This window comes from Lentzea sp. NPDC051208, assembly GCF_040682435.1.
In the GTDB taxonomy this organism is placed as follows: domain Bacteria; phylum Actinomycetota; class Actinomycetes; order Mycobacteriales; family Pseudonocardiaceae; genus Lentzea; species Lentzea kristufekii.
The window spans coordinates 157,999-176,439 of the sequence record NZ_JBFBAW010000015.1; the positions used below are offsets into that span (position 1 = coordinate 157,999).

Consider the following 18,441-nt stretch of genomic DNA (forward strand, 5'->3'; position numbering starts at 1 on the left):
GCACGAGCGCCGCCTGAACTGGACGACGAGCAGGTTCCGCGGATTTCAGCGCTCGTGGTGCGAGTACCGGGAAACTAACGCGCCGCCATCGTGACGAGGTAGCGCGTCAGAGCCGCCGGCGTGGGGTGGGTCCAGAGGATGCCGGCGGATAGCTCGATTCCGGTGCCTTGCTGCAGCTTTCCCCGGATGGCGATGCCCATGACCGAGTCCAGGCCGATGTCCGAGAACGGTCGTTCGGGTTCGATCCGGTGCTCCGGCACACCGGTTTCAGCCGCCACCACGCTCTGGATCACGGCCATCGCCGCGTCGAACACCTCGTCCGCGGGCAGGTCGCGCAGGAGGGTGACCGACTCCGTCGTCGTTCCCCCGCCCGGCTCGCCGTTCTGGGGATCACGAACGTGTTCGAACAGCGCGCGACGTCCTCCCTGCGGCGGCGTGGTCGGCCTGACCACCAGTGCGTACCCGTCATCGGTGGTGTGCAGGCAGTTCCACACGCGCAGCGCCTCGGACGGGGTGATGTCACCGAAGCCTTGGGCCTCCATGCTTTGCAGTCCGTCGGCGGTGAGCTTGCCCATGCCGGTGTCGCGCCACACCGTCCAGGCGATCGAGGTGGTGTTCCCGCCGCGGTGCCGCCGGTGTGCGGCCAGGCCGTCCAGGAACGAGTTGGCCGCGGCGTAGGCCGTGCAGCCGGGCAGCACGACCAGCGGTGCGGTGGAGGAGAACAGCACCATCTCGTCGATGCTGCCCGGCGGGAACAGCTCGTGCAGAACCAACGCCCCGAGCACCTTGGCGTGCAACGTCTCCCGGATCGACTCCTCGTCCAGGTCGTCCACCAGGCGGCCGTGCACCGCTCCGGCCGTGTGGACCACGCCCCGGATGGGCGGCATGCGCAGGAAGTCGGGTGTCAGCATCGCTCGGGCGGCGTCGGCGTCGGTCACGTCGAGGGCGAGCGGGAGAACGTTCACCCCCTGGCTCTCGAGCTCCTCGACCACGCCGATCGCGTGCCGGGTCGCCTCGTCGTGCCCTTCGTCCCATGTGGACCGTGGAGGCAGTCCCCGCCTGCTGGTCAGGACCAGCCGGCGGGCACCCCGGGAAGAGAGGTGACGCGCCGCCTCCAGGCCGAGTGCTCCGAGACCACCGGTCACCACGTAGGTGGCGTCAGGCCGCAGGGGCACCGGCGGGGTGTGACCCCGGTCCGGGCGGGGCACGATGCGACCGGCGAGCAGCTCACCGTTCTGGATCACCAGCCAGTCCTCCGCAGGGGATTCGTTGAGGACTCGCGCCACCAGCTCGAACGCGGCGTCGTCGTCACGTCCCTCCAGTTCCAGCACGCCACCGCGCAGCTCCGGGTGTTCGGAGGCGATCACCCGTGCAGCTCCCCACAGCGGTCGATGCGTGAGACCTGAAGAAATGTTGCAGGCCAACGCTTCCCGGGTGAGGACCCACAACCTGGTCCCCAGCCGGTCAGCCTCGACCACGGCCTGGGTCACGCGGGCGAGGTCGGCCAGGTGGTGGACGGTCGCGTCGTACTCGTGTCCCGGTCCGGAGAACGGGGCCAGGTACACCACGTGATGTGGTTCGTCGCCCGCGGGCAGCGAGATGTCCTGTGCGGCTTTGACGAGGGTGCACTTCAGGCCGGCCCGCACGAGGTGCTCCGCGAGCCGTTCCGCGGTCACCGAGGGTTCGGTCGAGACCAGCGTGACCGTGGCCGCAGGTGTCTCGACGGCCCGGACTTCGAGTGGCTGCCAGGACAGCCCGTGCAGGAAGATCCTCGGGTCGGCGAGCAACGTCTGGTCCGCGTCGAGCACGCCGAACCGGAGTCCGGTGACTCTGGCAGCCGACTGCCCGTCGGCCCCTCGCAGGTCCAGGTCGATGGTGTCGGCGGTGCCGCTGCGCAGGCGTGCGACCAGGTGGGCCGAGGACGGGGCAGGACCGGTCCACTCGACCGACTCGACGGAAGCGGGCATGCGGTGGATGCCCTGCCGGGCGAGCGGTAGCGAGGACAAGGTGGTGGCGGCATCGAGGACCACCGCCCAGTGGGGTGCGCGGCCAGGCGTCGACACGGTCGCGTGCACCACGTCGTCGTCGTGCCGGAGGTGATCCACCTGCCAGTCGAAGGCCAGACCGGACACCCCGAGGGGCCGCAGCAGCTCGAGCACCCCATCAGCTCCAATGGGAAGCATCGGGAGTACCGAGTCTTCGGCCACCTCGACCGAGTCGGCGCGCAGCGTGCCGACTCCACCGTCGCGAGCGGAGGTGTGCGTGGTCCAGGTCGTCTCCTCGGACGCCTCCTCCAGGCGGGAGGAGAGCACCGCCCTGCCGTCCTGGCACACGACCTGAACGGCGCGGTTCTGCTCGGCCGGCAGAGGTGTGCGCAGGACGACGTCGCGGAGATGACGCGGCCTGTCTGCTTCGCCCGTCATCGCGTCGGCGAGCGTGCCGAACAGCACGGAGGCAGGAACGATGTCCACGCCGTGCACGGTGTGCGGAGCGTCGTACGGCCTGTTCTCAGGCGAGAGGTTCGTCTGCCACACCGCCGAGGGCGGCGTGGTGGCCGCCGTCAGCCGGGAACCGAGCAAGGTGAAGGCCCCCGGGTCGTGGCCTCCTGCGCCCCGGTCCGCCGGTGCCTCGGGAAGCCAGTACCGGTTGTGCTGCCACGCCGTGCGCGGCAACGCGACCGCTACCGAGCGGGGCCAGTGGGCCCGCCAGTCGACCCGGACTCCGGCACAGTGCAGCCTGCCCAGCTGTTCGGTCATCTCCGCGAGCACCGGCTGCTCACGACGCAACGAGTGCGCCGTGGTGACCGCCGGCACGGACAGCGATTCCGCGATCTGGGCGATGTTGTGCACGACAACGGGGTGCGGCGAGATCTCCAGGAAGTGGTGGTGTCCATCTTGGACCGCGGCTTCCACACCTGCCGCGAACCGCACCGGGCGCCTGAGGTTCTGCTGCCAGTAGCCGGCATCCCGCAGTGCGTCGGAACGCGGGTCGTCCAGAATCGTGCCGTACAGCCTCAAAGACGGTGAGCTGATCGACAGCCCGTGCACAGCGGCGCCGAGGTCGTCGAGGAGTTCGTCCATGTGGGAGCTGTGGAAGGCGACGTCGGAGGCCACCCGGCGAACCACGCGGCCCTCGGCGGCCAGCACGGTCGTGTACTCCTGCACCGCGGCCACGTCGCCGGCCAGCACGGACCACCCGCGGGCCGGTTCGATCGCCGCTGTCAGGCCGGTCTTGCCTGCGAGCCGTTCCTCCAGCTCGTCGAACGGCACGTCGAGCAGGACCATGGCACCGCGGCCCGCGACGGTCTTGATCAGGTTCGCGCGCCGGCAGGCGAACCGGGCGCCGTCTTCCGCGCTCCACACACCCGCGGTCACCGCCGCGGCGATCTCGCCCATCGAGTGACCGAGTGCCGCCACCGGCTCGACGCCCCAGGACCGCCACACCTCGGCTAGACCCAGGTGCATGGCGAACAACGTCGCCTGAACACGGTCGGTCCGGGTGCAGTCCCCCTCTTCGAGTTCGTTGATCAGCGAGTACCCGGCCTCTTCGCGGAAGATCGGGTCGAGCCGCTCGCACAGGGCCGCGAACGGCTTGCTCGAGCGGAGCAGCTCACGTCCCATGCCCGCCCACTGCGAACCGTGCCCGGAGAAGACGAACACCGGCCCCGCAGCCTGGTCGGTCGCCCGGCCGTGCACGACTCCCGGCACCTTTCCGGTCGCGGACCACGCACGGAGGCGATTGACCGCCTCACCGCGATCGGCGGCGACCACGGCGGTCCGCCACGGCAGGTGCGACCTGTGCAACGCCAGCGTGGCCGCCACCGCACTGACGTCCTGATCACCCGCCTCCAGCGCGTCCGCGAGCCTGCTCACCGTCGGAGCGAGCGCCTCCTGGGTGGCAGCGGACAGCACGAGCAGGGACGGGTCGTCGGTAACGCCCCGCTCGACTTCCGGTTGCAGCGGGTCACCTTCCGCCAGGCAGACGTGCGCGATGGTGCCCCCGTACCCGAAGCTCGACACGCCGGCCAGCTTCGGTTTGCCGGCGACCTCGGGCCAGGCCGTCGGCTCGGCCACCACCCTGATCGACTGCTCTGCCTCGACCTCCGCGTTGATGCCGTCGCGCGCTCCGACCGTGGGCGGCAGGACACCGGCACGCATGGCCAGCACCGTCTTGATGATGCCGACCACTCCGGCACCCGCCTCGAGGTGCCCCACGTTGCCCTTCACCGACCCGACGAGCAGAGGCGAGTCCGGCGCCCTGCCGGCTCCGAAGACCGCTGCGGCCGCGGCCGCCTCCGTCGGATCACCGAGGGGCGTACCGGTGCCGTGCGCTTCCAGGTAGTCCACAGAGGACGGATCGATGCCGGCCTGGGCGTAGACGGAGCGGAGCATCTCCTGCTGCGCGATGCCGTTGGGCGCCATGATCCCGTTGGTGCGACCGTCCTGCCGGACCGCACTCGCGCGAACGACAGCCAGAACGTTGTCGCCGTCGCGCCGGGCGTGGTCCAGCCTCTTGAGCACCACCACGCCCGCACCCTCACCTCGCCCGTAACCGTCGGCCGAAGCGGAGAACGGCTTGCTCCTCCCGTCGGCCGACAACGCTCCCGACGCTCCCAGCGACAGAGTTTGCGCGGGTGCGGCGATCAGGTTCACCCCGCCCGCGATCACGACGTCGCACTCGCCGGAGAGCAGTGCCTGCCGTCCGAAGTGGATCGCCGCGAGCGAGGACGAACACGCGGAGTCCAGCGCCAGGCTGGGCCCGTGCAGGTCGAGGAAGTACGAGACCCGGTTCGCGACGGCGCAGTAAGCCCCGCCGATGCTGCTCCACGGGCCGATCCGCTCGGGATCGCTCAGCAGCATCTGCCCGTACTCACCACCGCCCACGCCGATCAGCACGGCAGCGTTGCTGCCGGCGAGCGACAAAGGCGGAATTCCGGCGTGTTCGAGTGCTTCCCACACGACTTCCAGCACAAGACGCTGCTGCGGGTCCATCAGAACCGCTTCTTTGGGTGTGATGCCGAAGAACTCGGCGTCGAAGTCCGCGGCGTTCTCCAGGTAGGCGGCGCGGCTGATTGCTCGGTTCACCGCGGCGACGGCCGCGGGACCGTGTGCCGGGTACGACGACCACCGATCGTCGGGAAGGTTCCCGACCTCACTGCGTGCCGCGATCAAGCCGGCCCAGAAGTCCGCCGGTTCGCAGATGCCACCAGCCAACCTCATGCCCAAACCCACGACCGCGACGTCGTTGTCGGGGTTGCCAACGTTCAAACGCGTCATTGCTACCTCACAGTTTTCGGTCGGGCCGCCCACTTGTCACGGAATCTCCCAGCCGGATCCGGGAGCCCGGCCGCAGCGCGGATGCGGCCGGGCCATGAGGACGAACGCGGCCCCGACCACGGCGATCGGGACCGTCACGCTCAGCTGGTGTCGCCGACGTCGAACGTCTCGCAACCGGAGATGCGGATGAGGACCCGGCCGTCCGCGCTCACCGCCTCCTCGACGTTCGCGTCGTCGACGTGGATGAGCAGGATGCCGTCCGGGTTGGACTTGCTCACCGCCGCGTCACTGCCCGTCGTGAAGAACTCGACGCGGTCGATGAAGCGGGGTACCGCGACCAGGTGGACGCCGTTGCCGTCGGTGCGCAGCAACCGGGTCCGGGCCAGTGCGTCCAGCATCACCGTGGGAACCGGCGGGTTCTCCAGGAGCGCGTGGTCGGCTTCGGTCGCGGGCGGGACCAGCACCCAGCGGGAACTGGTGCCGTCCGGACCTTCCCTGCCGTCGGTGCTCGCCTGGTAGACCCCGCGCAGGACGACGGCGCTGTCATCGCGGTAGTAGGGGTCCTCCGACGGCCGGTCGGTGACGACGTTCCTGGCGAGCGGGGGAACCGGGAGGGCACCCAGCACCACGTCGCACGCGAAGTGCTGGCGGTCCGCGCGCAGCACCCGGCCACGCCGGTCCACCACGTCGCTGGTGATCCGGACGTGCACGCGGTCAGGGCCGTCCGGCCGCGCCGTCACCCGGTAGGGGTTGCCCGGCCCGGCCTTCGGCGCGACGAACGCCGAGAACCGCAGGTTCTCCAGGGTGCGGACGGGCAGGCCGGGCACCACCGCGGTCGCCGCTTCCGCCGCGATGGTGGCCAGACCGGTGCCGTGCATGGTCGGTTTGCCGTTCACCGTGTGGTCGACCAGGAAACCCGCGGTGCGTTCGCCGAGGTCCAGCAGCCACTGGGTGGTGCCGCGCGTGATGCGGTGCGGGGTGCCGAGCATCCACCGGGTGCGTTCCGGCACCGGGTGCACGAAGCCGGGGAACTGCTCGCCGAACGTCGCGCGTTCCTTCGCGTTGAGGAACGCCACCAGCGGCTGGGCCACCGCCGGCGTGCTCAGCTCGGCGGCCAGGTGCCGCACGCCCTCGGCCGGGGCGAGCGGAGCCATAATCCCCGCTCGTTCGTTGTTGCCCTGCATCAGTTCCGACCCGCCCATGCCGATCTCCGCCCAGATGGGCCAGATCAGCGTGCGCTCGTCCGCGCCGCGGACCAGCGCCGCCTGGCGGGCCGCGCCGTGGAGGAAGTCGTTGCCGGGCGCGTAGTCGGTCTCGCCGGGCAGGCCCACGAGGCCGGCCACCGAGCCGAAGTTGCACCACCGGGCGGGCTGGGCGGTGCCGAACGCGGCCTTGAGGTTGCGGTACCCGTCGACCTTGACCCCGCGGATGTGCCGCAGCCCGTCGACCGTCAGCCGGGAGATGTCGCCGCCGTTGTGCAGGCCGGCCCCGTGCACGAGCAGGTCGACCTCCGGGGTGACCTGCCGGATCGTCTCGACGGCCGAGCGGACCGCCTCGGCGTCGGTGAGGTCGCAGGTCAGGTAGTCGACCGCGTCCTCGCCGCAGAGCGCGCGCAGTTCCCGCAGGTTCCGCTGCGATTCACGGGCGTTGAGCAGGCGGTCGAACCGGGCCATGACCTCTCGCACCGAGGCACCGGGGGTGCGGGCGCGCTCGGACTTGAGGAACTCCGCCCGCAGGCCCGGGAGCTGCTCGTCGCCCGCGTACAGCAGGTCCTCCGGCACGTCCTGCAGCCGTGACGAGCCCAGCAGCCACAACCGCAACGGCGTCCGGGAGGCGAGTTCCTTGGCGCAGGCCGCCGTGATCCCCCGCGCACCGCCGGTGACCACGACCACCGAACCCGGCCGCAGCGGCGACACGTTCGAGGTCAGGTCGAGCGGAGCGGGCACCAGCTTGGTGCGCAGCCGCACACCGTCGTGGTGGATCACCGCCGGGTAGCCGCGGTAGCCGGCCAGTTCCCGGTTCAGGGTGTCCCAGTCAGCGGTCTCCGAGCTGATCACCACGGCCAGCCGCGCCCCGCGGAGGTCCCAGGCGAGGCTGCTGACGATGCCGGTGAACAGGCCGGCGGAGGAGTGCGGGACACCGCTGCGCAGCTCGTCGACGAGGTGCACGCCGAGCGAGCCACCGGCGTCGATGCGGTCGCGGCAGGACTTCGCCGCGAGGAACAGCGCTTCGTGCGCGCGGAGGGTCCCCTCCGGAACGGCCTCGCCGGGCGCCGACCCACCGGTGGAGGCGAAGAGGCGGACGTGGCTGAACCGTCCCGCGCCCGTCGCGGCGTCGGGGAACTGTGCTTCGACCGGTGCGGTCTCGTCCAGCACGTGGACGTGGGCACCGGACTCGCGCACCTGTGCGGGCACCGACTCCTCACATCCGGGCTGCACGACGACGAGCCAGTCCGGCCCGGGAGCGGTGGTCCACTCGGCGTTGGCAGCGGGTTCCTCGACATAGGTGCAGACGTAGCGCTCGTTGCGCGGCGCCGACCGGGTGGGCCGGTGTGGTGTCAGCACGATCCCGGGCGCCGAAGTGCCGGCAGCGATCACCTGGGGCTTCTCCCCCAGCCGGGCGAGCTCGCCGATGAGGTCGCACGCGCCGTTGGCGCCGAGGTAGTCCAGCGGCCGTGGGGCTCGGGCTCCGGCGTCGCCGGTGGCGACCGAGACCTGGCAGAGCACGGGCCACCCGGCGGCCGCCGCGGTGCTCTCCCGCGCCAGGGCGAACAGGAAGGCACCCTCGCCGAGAGGACCGCGACCGAGCAGGGTGCGCAGTTCGTCGGTGCTGTTGCCGTTCAGGCTGAGCACGAGCGCCAGGTCCAGCGCTCCTCCGCGGAGGTGCCGCACCGCCGTCTGGACCGCGTGCGCGGTGGCGTCCGGCCCGGCGTCGGCGAGCTGCACCGCACCGTTGAGGTTGTAGCGGTTGGCGATGCGCGAAGCGATGACGTTGCCCATCAGACCGGGCTGGGTGTCCGGGGTGGACTCGGGGGTTCCTGCCCTCACCGCGCGACCGACGGCTTGCGCGGCCTGCGTAAACTCGCCCGCGTCGAGCTCACCCGGCGCCACGGCGAGCAGGTCGTCGGCGTAGCAGCGCAGCGCCGACTGGTACCAGGACAGGGTCGGTCCGTAGTGCGCGGCGATGACGCCGGTGGTCTCCTCGCGGCCCTCCCACAGTTGCCCGTGTTCGGCCAGGAAGCGCTCGGCCACGTCCAGCGCCATCAGCTGGGTGCGGTCGATGGCGTCCGACACCGCGGCGGGCAGCCTGCTCACCTTCCACTCCGGCGCCGGGTAGGGCATCGGGAAGCCGGCGTCGTCAGCGGGTGCACGCCCCTCGCTCAGGCGCGCCGCGACGTCGGCCGAGGTCGGTGCGCCCGGCAGGTGGGCGCTCCACGCGACCAGGACGATGCGCTCGTCCTTCGCCGCCGGTCGCGAGGCGGGCACGGGCTCACCCGGACCGGGCTCGTCACGCAGCAGCAGGTGCCCGTTGGTCCCGCCGAACCCGAACCCGGAGACACCGACCAGGCGCGGTCCGGCGGGCAGCGGCGTGTCCTGCGTGGGGACGGTGACGTGCTTCGCGGTCGCCGCCGCGCCGGGTTGTGGCCGCTGCGCGGGGATCACACCGTGGCGCAGGGCGAGCAGCGCGTGGATCACCGACACCGCGCCCGCGGCCCACCCCGTGTGCCCGATCAGCGACTTGTTGCTGGTGCACAGCACCTCCCGGCCGGCCGCCGACTGGTTCAGCGCGGCGAGCTCGACCTCGTCGCCGGCCCTGGTGCCGGTACCGTGCCCGACCACCCAGATCGGCGCGCGCTCCTGCTCGTTCCCGGCGCGTGCGATCGCCAGTTCCTGCCCGCGGCGGTTGGGGGCGGCGATGGCTTTGCCCCGGCCGTCGGCCGCGGCTCCGAACCCGGCCAGCACCCCGAGCACGCGCTGGCCGGCGCGCCGAGCGTCACCCAGCCGTCGAAGCGCCACCACTGCCGCACCGTCGGAGAACAGCGTGCCGTCCGCGGAACCGTCGAACGCGTTGACCGCTCCCCGGTGGCTGAGTCCGCCGAGCTTGCTGAACAGCACGTTGAACCGCGGGGTGACCATGAAGTAGCCCCCGCACAGCGCCAGGTCGGTGCTGCCTTCCTGGAGAGCGGCCACGCCCAGGTCGATGGCGTAGAGCGACGAGGAGCACGCGGTGTCCACGATCGTCACGGGCGTGGTGTCCGGCAGCAGGCCGCGCACCGCGTTGTGGACGACCCCGTCCGGCAGGTGGTTCTCGGGGCTGCCCGCGGCCAGCCGGTAGCGCTCCCGCAGCAGGGAGCGCAGCCGTTCCGCGTCCGGGCCCGCGGGCGTAGGCCAAGCCTCGGCCAGCATGCGGGCGTACCCCTCGACCACCATCGCCTGCTCGAAGTGCTGATCGCCGTCGGAGCAGGCGCCGATGAACAGCGAGGAGCGGGACGACGGCCCGTCCGGCAACGCCTGCTCCAGGGCGTGGCGCAGCCAGGACGACGAGAGGCTGGCGTCGGGAGCGACGTCCTCGTGCCGTCCCATCCGGACGAATCCCGCGGTGCGCGCATACGTGCGGTCGCGGTCGCCCGGATCGGCGGCCCAGAAGGTGTCCAGCGGGTAGCGGTCCCCCGGTTCGCTGAACGCGGGCTCACCGGCGCGCAGCAGTTCCCAGAACTGCTCGGGCGACTCCGCGCCGGGAACGACCAGCCCCATCCCGACGACGGCGATGGCACCGTCGTCATCCGCGCTGTCAGGGGTGCGTTCGGCCGCACGATCAGCGGTGCGGGCGGGCGCAGGATCAGCGGTGTGGGCGGGCGCTCCGTGGACCGGCACACCAGAAGCGCTGGGCTCGACGACATCCGCGGACGGCCGGACGGCGTCGCCCCACGTGCCCCCGGCGCGGATCAGCGCGCCGCCCAACCGGATCCCGCCGTCGTTGACGACGTTCTCCCCCGTGATCCACGACGCGTCCGGCGAGGCGAGGAAGGCCACCAGCTTCGCGTGTTCCTCGACCGTGCCCAGCCGACCGAGCGGGGTGCCCGCGACCGTCGCCTCCAGGACCTCTTCGCTGCGGGGGAACAACTCCACCGTCTTGCTGACCAGCATTCCGGCGGAAGCCATGTTCACCCGGATGCCGTGCGGCCCGAACTCCACGGCGAGGTACTTCGTCAGCTGCTCGAGCGCTCCCTTGCACACCGCCACGCAGCTGTAGTTGTCGATGACGACACTGGTGCCGATCGAACCCAGGTTCACGATCGCGCCGCCGCGTTCCTTCATGAGAGGGAAGGCGGCACGGCAACAACGGCGCGGGCCGTGCACGTTCGTGTCGATCGCCCTTTCCCAGTCGCGATCGGTGAGCACGTGACCGGGCTCGAACACTCCGCGCGCGGCGTTGTTGACCAGCACGTCGAGCCGGCCGTGCCGACGCGCGACGTCGGCGAACATCTCCTCGACCGCGTCCTGCTTGGCCACGCTCGCCCGCAGGTGCTCCGCGGAACCGCCCTCCGCGAGGATGTCCGCCACGGTCTGCCGAGCGGCGTCGATGTCGTGGAACCAGTTCACGATCACATGGCCGCCACCTCGCGCCAGCTCTCGCGCAATGGCCCGGCCCTGCCCCTTCGAGCCTCCGGTCACCAGGCAGATCCGGTCGGTGAAAGCACCGGCACGTGGACTGTTCACACCTTCACCCGCCCAGCTCCGAGCTCGGTGAGCAGGCTGGCGATCGACTCCAGGGTGGTGTAGTCGGTGATCCGGATGTGGTCGGCCTCGGGGAGGTCGTACTTCTGGCGGGCCCGCTGGAGCAGCTCGGTCTGCCGGATGGAGTCGATGCCCAGGTCCGCCTCGAGTTCGATGTCGGCTTCGAACACTTCCTCGGGATAGCCGACAGCGGAGGCGTAAAGGGTGCGCAGCTCGTCCACCAGTCCCGGAACGTCCGCGGCCGCGGGCGGTGAAGGTTCAGCCGGGTCGGGTGCCGTCGTGGGGACGGGAACAACGGGCACCACGGTCTGCTCCACCTGCTGCATGCCCGATCGGGCATGCTCGACCGGCGACGCGTCCGTTCCGGCGCTCGCGACCGGCGATCCGTTCGCCCCGGCGCTCGCGACCGGCGACGCGTCCGACCCGGCCTCCGCGCTGGAGGACGTGGCAAATGCGCTGCGCAGTTCGTCGAGGGTCCGGCGCTGCCGCAACGGCGCCGCGGTCCGCGCCCCGGGCAGGCACGCGTTCACGAGGTCGGTCAGGGCGGCGCGGGCACCGCACTCGAGGAAGTGAGTGAACCCGTCACCCCGCACCGACACCAGGGCCGGCAAGAAGCCGACCTCTCGTTCGAGGTGACTGGTCAAGATCTCGCGGCTGTCCTGCTCGGTCTCGACGTAACGGCCCAGCACCGGCGAGTACATCGGCACCCGCGGAGCCCGTACCCGGACCTCGGCCACCTCCGCCTCGAACAACCGGTTCGCCTCCCCCAACAGCCGATTGTGGAACGGATACGGGACACGCAGGCGCGTCGCCTCGATCCCGAGCAGGCCGGCCAGCGCCGTCAACCGGTCCAGCGACTCGTGCGGGCCCGAGACCACGACCTGGTCGTACCCGTTGTGGGCCGCGACCGTCAGGCCGCGGTCAGCAAGGGAGCCGACGACGGCCCTCGCCCGCTGCCGTCCGACGTGAAGCGCGACCATTCCCCCCTCGGTGTCGCGCGAAGCGCGCAGCGCGCGGTCACGCGCGATCACGAGCCGGACCCCGTCCGCCAGGTCGAGCGCTCCCGCGGCGGTCAACGCCGCGAACTCGCCGAAGCTGTGGCCGATCACGAGGCTCGGTGTGACTCCGGCGAGCTCACGGGCCAGGTCCAGAACCGCCAGCTCGGTGGCGAAGATGGTCAGGCTCAACGCAGGGACGTCACTGGCCAGCAGCGTGTCCAAGGTCGGCGCGTCCGCGCTCTCCAGCAGCGCCGAGATCGTGGGGCCGCCGTGCCGGAGCGAGATCGCGTCCACCTGACCGACAACAGCCGGCAGGGGACGGCCGGCGCACACACGCGAAAGGCAGCCGGGCAGGTACCCACCCTGCCCTGGGAACAGGAAGACCGGCTCGGATGACGAACAAGACACGATGATGATCCTTACGGTGGAGCGGAGGAACGGGTTTCGGAGCACCGGAGATGGTCAGGGCCGGCTCCGGGCGAAGCCGGAACATCGCTTGGTCGACAGAATGTCAGTGGTGCGCGTGCCGCCACGATCACGCGTTCCGGCTGGCGGATCGAACTCATTCGCGCTGTCGGCGCCGAGCCCTCTCTTCACGAGCGGCCGGCGTCGCGTGGCGAGAACACCGACGAAGGTCCTGACGACCGAACGCACCTGGCGAAAATCAGTGATCCCGTCCATTGTTGCCAATCTGTTCCCGTCGTCTCGGACGTCCGCACGCCGCCCTTTCACCGCGCCGGTGAATTCGGTGTGCACTACCGGTGAAGCCGATTCGAACTCGATGTTCGTCGCACCGAAGAAGCTCCTCGAGCCGAGGTGGCGAACTCGTCCACACCGGCCAGGTCGATCCTGGGCCGCATCAGCACTCGCACGTCACCGACACTCTCCACCACCGCCAACCACATTTCGCCTGGCGCAACAGAATGGCGAGGACGGACCGGCCCGCAGCCTTCTACCGCACCCGCTGGACGACACCCACGAGTCATCCGCCGGCAATTCCTCGGAAGGTGCGACCACCTTCCGACTGGGACGTGAACGAGGCTAAACAGTTTCGCGCCGACTGAACTGCGGAAGTCCGCAGGCCAGTCACCGGAACCGGGACGGCGCGGCGGCCAGCAAGAGGCTGCGGGCGCTTACCAGCGACAACGACACAGCGACACCGCCACCCGGAGGTGAACGGGCAGCCCACCCACCACGAAAGAGTGATGCAGATCGCCGATCGCCGATCAAGACACTACGGTTGTCCACAGCGCAGACCCGCTCCACTGGTGGTCACACCCGCCGACCACTTCATGCCGCGACCGACCAGCCGATCAGGCTGCTGAAGCGCCTTCCGCTGTCACATCCACACCGATTAACGAGCAGCGGCCACACCCAAGACACACTTTAGGAAACAATGTTTACGGTGCGTGCCCGCGCTAATCGTGCGTGCGTGCGACCCAGTCGTATGGACCCGTGCGACTCCGTGCCCGATTTTTGCCCAGTCGGGGGCACCTCGCGGCCGCGTGTGACAAATCTCTGCGTGACTTGCACTCAGGCGCGACGTTGTCGACGGCCCGAACGGACACCCCACCCTCCTCACCTGCAGATTCAACGACGACAAGTGTTTTTGAGGGCGAGGGGTCGAGAACTTGACCGGATGGGTACCCATAACGTGGAATCAATAGGAAGCCGATATGAACCGAATTGAGACAACAACCACCCGAATGGCTTAGTTGACAACTACGGAGCGATAATGGTCGCGGACGCCTACCAACATCCGGGCAGCAGTGCCACCCTCGTGGGCCGCGGTGCGGAGTTGGAACGCATCATCGATGCTCTCGAATCGGCGAAGGGCGCGACACCCTCCACGCTCCTGGTGGAGGGCACACCCGGTATCGGCAAGACCGCCCTCTTGGACGTGGCGTGCGAGCTCGCCCACGAGCGCGGCTTCGTGGTCTGCCGTGCGAAAGCCTCGCTGATGGAGCGGGAAATGCCCTTCGCCGTCGTCCAGCAGCTCTTCGACCACCTGCGCGACGAGCTGCCCCACTGCCGGAACGGCAAAGCCACACCGCACGAGTACGACCTCATCGCGGGGCACCTCACCGCCGAGGTGGACGACTTCGACGAGCTCCAGGTCCACCGGGCGATTCGGGATCTTTACCGTCTCACGGCCGAGTTCGCACAGTGCGCACCGCTCTGTCTGGTCATCGACGACGTGCAATGGACGGACGTGCCGTCGTTGCGCTGGCTGAACTACCTCGTCCACCGCGTCGTCAAGCTCCCGATCGTGATGCTGATGACCCGCACACCCGGGATCCGGCCGACCGATTCCCTGCTGATCGCGGAGCTGGAGATCTACGCCGAGCGCATGAAGCTCGCGTTCTTCACCGCGCAGAACGTCGTGTTGCTCACCGAGCGAATGCTCGGGCGAACGCCGGATGAGAAGTTCGCCCAGGCCTTCCTCGACGCCACCGGCGGCTGCCCCACGGTGACGCGTCACATCCTGGGGGTGATGCGGGAGCGATCGATACCGCCGGACGAGAACGTCGCGAACGACCTGCTCCGCCCCGAATGCGAGAAACTCGGCCAGTCGCTGCTCGCACGGCTCAACCGCCAGTCACCCGAACTCGTCGAGCTCGCCAAGGCGATCGCGGTCGTGGAGCCGGCCGACCTGACCCTCCTGACCGCCGTCATGGACATCAGCAACGGCGAGGCCGCCGATCGAGTGCAGCAGTTGGAAGGGATGGGGGTGCTCACACCGGAGGGCGAACTGACGTTCGCGCACCGGGTGATCAAGAACACGATCGAGAGCGCGATCGGATACCGGGAGCGCGAGGAGCTGCACGCCGAGGCCGCGCGGTTCCTGCACCACACGCGGGCACCCGCTCTTCTCGTGGCACGCCATGTCCTGCGAACGCCCTCCCGGTTGGGGGCTTGGGCGGTGCAGGCCCTGCGCACCGCCGCCGACACCGTGATCGCCGAGGGCGATGCCCGCTTCGGTGCACAGCTCCTCGCCAGGGCTCTTGACGAGGAGCTCTCCGTCACGCAGAGGAAGGACCTGCTGCTGCGGCTCGGCCTGGCCGAGACCTACTTCGACCCGCGGATGGCCGTGGTGCACCTCGAGGAGGGGATGATCGGGCTGGACGATCCGGAGGAGATCCTCGCGGCCGCTTGCCAGCTCGCGGAGATCCTCTACTTCGACGGTGCGTACGACAGTGCGAGCGAGGTGCTGCACCGGACCATTACCGAGATCGGACCGAAGATCCCCGCAGCTGTCGACGTGGTGCGCCTGCTGGAACGGATCACCGTGCCGTCCCGTGACCCGAGGGCCGTGCAGGTGGACTTGCGCCGGTTCGACGAGCAGGAGTGGCGCCGCGGTGACGAGCACGGCCGAAGGCTGGCGGGGCTGATCGCCGAAGACACCAGCAACCGGGGCGTCGACCTGGCGCAGTGCCGCAAGGCCGCGCTCGCGGCGCTGTCCGGCGGTACGACCGCCATATTGCAGCACCCGCAACGGATGTTCGGAGTGCTCAACGCCCTCCTTCGCGCCGATGAGGCGGAGCTCGCGGTGCGCCACTGCGACGAGATCCTGCTCGAAGCTCATCGGCAAGGGCTGACGTTGATCGTCCTGCTCGGTCACTCGCTCCGATCGCGGGCGCACCACCACCGAGGGTCCTTCACAGAGGCGGCTGCGGACGCGGAACTCGCGTTGTCCGCGGCGCGAACCGCGAAGCTCCCCGCTGACCACTTGGGACACGTCTACGCCGTCGACGCCTGGGTTCGCGCTCAGCTGGCGCTCGGCCACCTCGACGCGACGGAGAAGGCGCTTCAGCCGTTCGGCAGGTCCAGAGAACTGCCACTGAGTTGGCACCACACCGCTCTGTTGCACGCCAGGGGCGCTTTGCGCATGGAGCTCGGTGACTGCGAGGGAGCGCTCGCCGACCAGCTCGAGTGCGGTGAGCGGTTCCTGGCCTGGGGCCGGGGCAGTCCGGCGGTGCGCCCCTGGCGGTCCTTCGCGGCGCTGGCACACTTCCGGCTCGGACAGCCAAAGCCCGCTCTCGACCTGGCGCTGCAGGAGCTGAAGCTGGCGCGGGAGTGGGGTGCGCCGACCGTGATCGGTCGTGCGCTGCTGACCGTGGGCATCGTGACCGGCGGCGCCGCCGCTGCCCCGTGGCTGAACGAGGCCGACTCGGTGCTGCGCCGGTCGTCCGCGCGGATGCTGCGCGCACAGGTACTGCTGGAACTCGCTGCCACGCGGTGGGAGAAAGGCCAACGCGAAGCCGCCCGGCAACACCTCGCGGAAGCGAAGGCACTGGGCCAGCAGTGCGGCGTCATCGTGGAACCGGGAAAGCGGCTCGCCGGCTCGACCTCTGACGGCAGACCACGCACACCGGTCCCGCACCCAGTCGAACCGACGCACGTCGTGCCACCTGCCCCTCGACTCGGCGCGCTCGCGCTGACACCGCACGAGTGCCGCGTCGCCACTTTGGTGCTCGAAGGGAACTCGAACGACGAGGTCGGGCACAAGCTGAACGTCTCGCGGCGCACCGTCGAGTTCCACCTCACGAACATCTACCGCAAGCTGGGCGTACGTCGGCGAACCCAGCTGTCCTCCGCACTGGCGGGCTTCATCCCGCGGAGGTGACGTCTCCAGGAAGCGGGCACACCGGGCACTGCGGTTCTCCCGCAGTGCCCGGAACTTGCCACAGCGCGGCCCACGAGCCCGACATGTGCGTCCACAGGCGCAATTCCCCGGCTCGGAGAGCCGACGTTCTTCCGGAACCCGGCGTGACGCATCGGAGAACACCGGTCAGGCTCCTGCAGCCTCGTCGTTGCGGTGTCGTTCACCGCGGCGAGGCCCGGCACCGCCGCGGAGTCCGCGCCGCAGGACATCCGCGATGGTCCCCAGCTGCTCACCGGGAAGAAGTGTGGGGCATGGGCAGTCCGGCTGTGCGTCCCTGGCGCTCTCACGCGGCGCTGGCCAGGCTCCGGCTCGGACAACGTCAGCCCGCGCTCGATCTGGCACTGCAGGATCTCGAACTGGCACGCGAGTGGGGCGCGCCGACCGTCATCGGCCGCGCGCTGCTGACCGTGGGCATCGTGACCGGTGGTACGGCCGCCGCTCCGTGGCTGACCGAGGCCGATTCACTGCTGAGGAAGTCGCCAGCGCGGATGCTGCACGCACAAGTGCTGCTGGAACTCGCGATCACACGATGGGAGAAGGGACAGCGCGACGCCGCACAGCGACACCTCGCAGAGGCGAGAATGCTCGGCGAGCAGTGCGGGGTCGTCGTGGAGCCGGGAGAACGACTCGCGGCCATGGCGACCGGCATCCCGCAGGTAGCCCAAGTCCCGCAGTCCTCGGAGCCGACGAAGGTCGTGCCGTCCGATCCCGGACCGACGCGCTCTCTCTGACACCACACGAGTACCGCGTGGCCGGCCTGGTAATCGAAGGGAACTCGAACGACGAGATCGCGCACAAGTTGAACGTCTCCCGCCGCACGATCGAGTTCCACCTCACGAACATCTACCGCAAGCTCGGGGTGCGCCGCCGAACCCAGCTGTCCTCCGCACTCGCGGGTTTCGTCTCGCGGACGTGACCCTGTCGGGCAGAGCACACCGCACACTGCGGTTCTCCGCAGTGCCCGGTGCCTCGTTCTGGCGCACAGTGGTTCTTGCCACCGGCCGCTCAGCATGCCGACAAGCCACGTGCCGCAGGAGGAGAACCTTTGTCCAGTGCGGAGGCCGTGCACGGTCGCCCGGTCAAGAAGGCTTTTGAGCTCATCGAGCTGTTGTCCGGGTCGGGGAGAAGGACTCTCGCAGAACTGGCGCGCGCGTCCGGTCTGCCGAAGTCCTCCCTGCACCGGATGATGGACGCGTTGACCGAGTCGGGCCTCGTCCGGCGCACGTCGGGCGGGTACGAGCTCGGCGACGGCCTGTTCGACCTGATCGACGACAGCGCGCGGGCACGGGTCGACCGCGCGCTGAAGACCACGCTGACTCCGCACATCCTCGATCTGAGGGAGATGACGGGCGGTGTCGTCAGCACTGGAATCCTGTCAGGACCGCACGTCCGGCAGATCGACGTGCAGTACGACATGCGACACCTGCACCTCGGGCAACGTGTGCCCACGATGCTTCCCGTGCACTGCACCGCGATAGGCCGCGCCCTGCGATCCCGCAACCCGGACGCCGTAGTGGTCGCGAACGGCGAGCTGTACGACGGCGTGATCTGCATCGCTGCTTCCCTGGCCGCCGACCACCGCCTCCCCCGCATGGCGATCGGTGTCTGGGGACCGGCGAAGACGCTCAACGTGGACTTCACCGTTGCCGCCCTCAAGCGCACCGTCCGCACCATGCGTTCCGCCCTGCTGCGCTGCTCTCGTTCGAGCGCATCCGTACTCGCTGATCTGGCACGGGCGAACTGATCCGCTCGCTGCATCCGCA

General features: G+C 70.0%; 8 protein-coding genes. 4 read left to right on the forward strand and 4 right to left on the reverse strand.

Annotated features, from left to right (window positions below; genetic code table 11):
• Nucleotides 1-74: 74 nt before the first annotated feature.
• From AB0M48_RS32450 to AB0M48_RS32465, 4 genes are all read right to left on the reverse strand, one after another.
• Nucleotides 75-5,276, reverse strand: a complete 5,202-nt coding sequence (locus AB0M48_RS32450) for a type I polyketide synthase (protein WP_363849237.1) — start codon at nt 5,274-5,276, stop codon at nt 75-77.
• A gap of 140 nt (nt 5,277-5,416) precedes the next feature.
• Complete coding sequence (locus tag AB0M48_RS32455) at nt 5,417-10,996, reverse strand: SDR family oxidoreductase (protein ID WP_363849238.1); 5,580 nt, start codon at nt 10,994-10,996, stop codon at nt 5,417-5,419.
• Nucleotides 10,993-12,465 carry an acyltransferase domain-containing protein gene (locus AB0M48_RS32460; protein WP_363849240.1) on the reverse strand — a complete coding sequence of 491 codons (1,473 nt, stop codon included), beginning with the start codon at nt 12,463-12,465 and terminating at the stop codon, nt 10,993-10,995. The genes AB0M48_RS32455 and AB0M48_RS32460 overlap by 4 nt, the downstream gene beginning before the upstream one ends.
• Before the next feature lie 9 nt (nt 12,466-12,474).
• A complete protein-coding gene (locus AB0M48_RS32465) occupies nt 12,475-12,693 on the reverse strand; it encodes a hypothetical protein (RefSeq protein ID WP_363849241.1) in 219 nt (72 codons plus the stop codon).
• 1,054 nt (nt 12,694-13,747) lie between these two features.
• On the opposite strand from AB0M48_RS32465, the gene AB0M48_RS32470 reads away from it, so the two are divergent.
• From AB0M48_RS32470 to AB0M48_RS32485, 4 genes are all read left to right on the forward strand, one after another.
• A complete protein-coding gene (locus AB0M48_RS32470; protein WP_363849243.1) occupies nt 13,748-16,639 on the forward strand; it encodes a BREX system ATP-binding domain-containing protein in 2,892 nt (963 codons plus the stop codon).
• 290 nt (nt 16,640-16,929) lie between these two features.
• Nucleotides 16,930-17,409: a hypothetical protein gene (locus tag AB0M48_RS32475; RefSeq protein ID WP_363849245.1), complete on the forward strand. Its 480-nt coding sequence runs from the start codon at nt 16,930-16,932 to the stop codon at nt 17,407-17,409.
• Between the two features lie 17 nt (nt 17,410-17,426).
• The gene (locus AB0M48_RS32480; protein WP_363849247.1) at nt 17,427-17,594 is read left to right on the forward strand and encodes a helix-turn-helix transcriptional regulator; all 168 of its coding nucleotides are present in this window, start codon (nt 17,427-17,429) and stop codon (nt 17,592-17,594) included.
• A 129-nt stretch (nt 17,595-17,723) separates the two neighbouring features.
• Complete coding sequence (locus AB0M48_RS32485; RefSeq protein WP_363849248.1) at nt 17,724-18,422, forward strand: helix-turn-helix domain-containing protein; 699 nt, start codon at nt 17,724-17,726, stop codon at nt 18,420-18,422.
• Nucleotides 18,423-18,441: the final 19 nt, after the last annotated feature.